General features: G+C 46.6%; 1 pseudogene. It reads left to right on the plus strand.

Annotated features, from left to right (window positions below):
* Positions 1–631 (plus strand): annotated as a pseudogene (locus D7V20_RS19405) (hypothetical protein); the annotation flags it as partial.

Here is a 631-nt window from a genome sequence, read left to right on the forward strand (position 1 = left end):
TTACAGCGGGCACAGGTACAGACCAAACTGTCTTGAACAAAGACGGCTTGACGGTGACAGAAGGCAGCAGCAATACAGTGATTGGTGCGGGTAGCTTAAGTGTTAGCAATGGCACAAACAGCCTAGCGCTTGATGCAACGAAAGGCACACTTGAAGGCTTAAGCAACAAAGACTTAAGTGCAACAGACTTTGCAACAGTAGGACGTGCGGCAACAGAAGAACAATTAAAGATTGTGAATGATGCGCAGACAAAAACAAACGACTACGCTGTTAAATATGACGACAAAGCAGGTGTACCAAACAAAGACAGCGTGACCTTTGCAGGTCAGGCGGGAACAACTCCTGTTGTTGATCCAGCGACAGGTAAAATGACAATGTCAGGTGGAACCAGTCTGAACAACGTAGCAAGTGCGGGAGATTACACAGATACAGCGAATGCGTACAAAGGTGTGAATGCAGGCGACTTGAACAATGCGGTGTCAGATGTGACCAACAAAGGCTTAAACTTTGCAGGCGATACAGGCACAGACGTTGCACGTAAACTTGGCGAGAAAGTGAATGTTAAAGGTGGCGTCACAGATCTAAGCAAACTCAGTGATAACAACATTGGTGTAGTTGCAGATGGCACAGA

This window comes from Acinetobacter rongchengensis, from assembly GCF_003611475.1.
Taxonomy (GTDB): domain Bacteria; phylum Pseudomonadota; class Gammaproteobacteria; order Pseudomonadales; family Moraxellaceae; genus Acinetobacter; species Acinetobacter rongchengensis.